4 protein-coding genes are annotated in these 2,945 nt (G+C 26.6%); all 4 read left to right on the forward strand.

The window, feature by feature from the left end; all coding sequences use genetic code 11:
* The first annotated feature begins 75 nt into the window (after positions 1–75).
* The 4 genes from AZI32_RS16845 (at position 76) to AZI32_RS16860 (ending at position 2,491) form a co-directional block, all read left to right on the forward strand.
* The gene (locus tag AZI32_RS16845; RefSeq protein WP_061997100.1) at positions 76–321 is read left to right on the forward strand and encodes a cytidine deaminase; all 246 of its coding nucleotides are present in this window, start codon (positions 76–78) and stop codon (positions 319–321) included.
* A gap of 84 nt (positions 322–405) precedes the next feature.
* Positions 406–876, forward strand: a complete 471-nt coding sequence (locus tag AZI32_RS16850) for a GNAT family N-acetyltransferase (protein ID WP_061997102.1) — start codon at positions 406–408, stop codon at positions 874–876.
* 85 nt (positions 877–961) lie between these two features.
* On the forward strand, positions 962–1,543 hold the full coding sequence (locus tag AZI32_RS16855; RefSeq protein WP_061997104.1) for a DJ-1/PfpI family protein: 582 nt from the start codon (positions 962–964) through the stop codon (positions 1,541–1,543).
* Between the two features lie 39 nt (positions 1,544–1,582).
* Positions 1,583–2,491, forward strand: a complete 909-nt coding sequence (locus AZI32_RS16860; RefSeq protein WP_061997106.1) for a metallophosphoesterase — start codon at positions 1,583–1,585, stop codon at positions 2,489–2,491.
* Positions 2,492–2,945: the final 454 nt, after the last annotated feature.

The raw sequence follows: 2,945 nt of genomic DNA on the forward strand, positions 1-2,945 counted from the left end.
AAAATGAAGGAGTTAGTATAAGATAATAAAACATAAATACAAAAATTATAAAATATTAATTAAACTATCATATAAATGTATGTTGGCAGTGTAGCCACTGACATTTTAATAAAAAAAGGAAATATTTATACTGGAATATGTATTGATATAAGTAGTTCATTAGGGATGTGTGCAGAAAGAAATTCATTAACCACAATGCTTACGAATAATGAAAATGATGTAGAAAAAGTATTATCTGTTTATAAAGATGAAAGTGGAATGTCACCATGTGGGGCATGTAGAGAATTTATGATGCAATTAGGAGCAGATGCAAAAATGTGAAAGTTTTACTTTATAATAATGAAAAAACGGCAAAATTGAAAGAGCTTATGCCAGAATATCCATATTAACAAAGGTGGGATTGATTTGATTGAATTACAATTAGTTAAAGAATCAGAAAAAGAAATGTTGTATAATATTTTTCAAAAGTATCTTTATGAAATGACAAAATATTATGATGATGAGTTGGATGATACTGGGAATTATTTATATAGATATTTTGATAACTATTTTATTGAACCAACACGAAAAGCATTGTTCATAAAATGGGAGGGTAAGATTGTTGGATTTATAATGTTAAATAATCATTCTTATATTGATCAAAAGCCTGATTATGTGATTGCTGAATTTTCTATCTTTCCAATTTACAGAAAAAAAGATATTGCACAAGAGGCAATTGCCAAAGTATTTTCACAATATCCTGGCAAATGGGAATTGAAATTCAGTTTGAAGAATAAACCAGCTGTAAATTTATGGTACAAATCAACGGCAACATTTAAACCTGTTGTTTATCAGTTGGAAGATGATGATCAAGTTCTTGCATTTCAAACAAACTGATAAATTCCAATTTAGCGATTACTTTTAAAGAAGGTTGTTTAATTTTAAAAGTAGATAAATAAGTTAATAAAGGGGCTAATGGTATATGAAAAAAGTAGCAGTATTGATATATGATGAGTTTTGTAATTTTGAAATAAGTGTTGCATTAGAGATGCTTGCAATGGTAGAAAAGCCTTTTGTTATAGTTTCTAAAACTTTAAATCCAATACGTAGTGAAGAAGGGATTAAAGTTATTGCAGATAAAACAATAGATGAAGTAGATTTAGAAGAGTTTGATGCTCTATTACTTCCAGGAGCTATGGACATAAGAGAAGTTATTGAAGATAACTGTATTATAGAATTTATAAAAAGTTTTTCTGAAAAAGATAAGATTATTGGTGCTATTTCAATTGCTCCAATACTATTATTAAAGGCAGGTGTGTTAAAAAACAAAAGATTTATGGCTGGAGTAAATCAAGAAGATTTATTACAAGAAGGTTTTTCAAAGAGAGATTTAGAGATGATGATTGGCTGGAATGATAATTTGAATGAACCTATAGAAGAGGGATATATTCAAGATAATAATATTATCACATCAGTATCATATAATTTTATCAAATGGGCAATGGCTTTTGGACGAGCAATAGGAATAAATGTATATCCAAAATCATTTGGAATAGAAAAGTAAAAATACAAATAGAAAATATGAGTTTTAGGGGGTGGGTATATGAGATTTGCTATGTTTTCAGATTTACATTATGATGCTATACCAGATGGAGATACGAGAGTTGAAGAAATTATTACTTATGCTAAAAAAGCTGAAGTTGATTTTCTTATAGATATAGGTGATTTATGTTATCCAATAAATGAAAATAAAAAAGTATTAGAGAAGTTTAAAAATTCAGAATTACCCTGTTACTTTACAGTAGGTAATCATAATACGGACAATTTTGATATTGATGAAGTTAGAGATTTTTTTAATCTTGAGAGAAGTTATTACTCATTTGTTAAAGAGAATATAAAATTTATTATTTTAGATGCTAATTTTATTAATAAAAAGACTACTGTCATTCCATATTGCAAGAGAAATTATAATAAATATAACGGTGAGTATCCTTATATACCTAATGTACAGATACAGTGGCTTAAGAAAGAGTTAGCTGATAATGATAAATATTATATAATAATTTCACATCAAAGCTTATCAAATGACTTTCAAAAGCGTGGCGTAAGTAATAGAAAAGAAATAAGGGCTGTTTTAGAGGATAGAAATTCAAGTGAAAGAAAGATATTATTTTGTATTAATGGACATGACCATGGTAGTGATTGTAAATTAATAAATGATATATTTTATTATACGTTAAATTCAAGTTCTTATATATGGCATGGAAGTAAAGAAATATTTAATTATTCAAATGAAATACATAAGAAGTATCCATACTTAAAGGATTTAATTTTATATAAAGAAGCATTACATAGTATTGTAAATATTGATGATGAGATGAATGTTTCTATTAAAGGTATTAAAGGAAGCTATCAAAAGCATTCTCCAGAAGATATTGGTCTTACAAATACATGGAATGGAGTTTCAATAGAAGCAGAGACATTATCTAAATATATTAAAATGAAAAGATAAAATTATATGAGTGAGTTAAATTCCAATTTGTCGAGCAGATTGGATGAATAATTTTCTTATTTAATAATTAAACTATAAAATTGAATATTTTTCTAAATGCCGTATTATTCAGAAATGAATTTTGCGGCATTTTTATGTCGCAATTCAAATAAATTACGAATTAAATAATCTTTTAAGTTTGAATGATACAGTGTTTACAAAATATGCTATAATTTATGATAATAAGTTAATCTTAAATAAAAATTATTTATATGAGAGATACAGATAAATAGTAATTTGACGAACATCATCAACAAGGAAAAACTGAATGTTTTTTCGAGCCTGGGATGTTAGAAAATCGCAAGTTATAATGATTCCACCTATATTCGCATAATAATGGATAGACCTTTTGATACTTTGCAAGTAAGATTTTAGTATCAAAAACAAAGGGGTGTTAAATATGAACCAATTAGCT

The organism is Clostridium sp. ATCC 25772, assembly GCF_001573875.1.
Taxonomy (GTDB): domain Bacteria; phylum Bacillota; class Clostridia; order Clostridiales; family Clostridiaceae; genus Clostridium_J; species Clostridium_J senegalense.

Excerpts from the sequence above, each read along its gene's own strand:
- AZI32_RS16860 (WP_061997106.1), top strand. The coding sequence starts at position 1,583 with ATGAGATTTGCTATGTTTTCAGATTTACATTATGATGCTATACCAGAT.
- AZI32_RS16855 (WP_061997104.1), top strand. The coding sequence starts at position 962 with ATGAAAAAAGTAGCAGTATTGATATATGATGAGTTTTGTAATTTTGAA.
- AZI32_RS16845 (WP_061997100.1), top strand. The coding sequence starts at position 76 with ATGTATGTTGGCAGTGTAGCCACTGACATTTTAATAAAAAAAGGAAAT.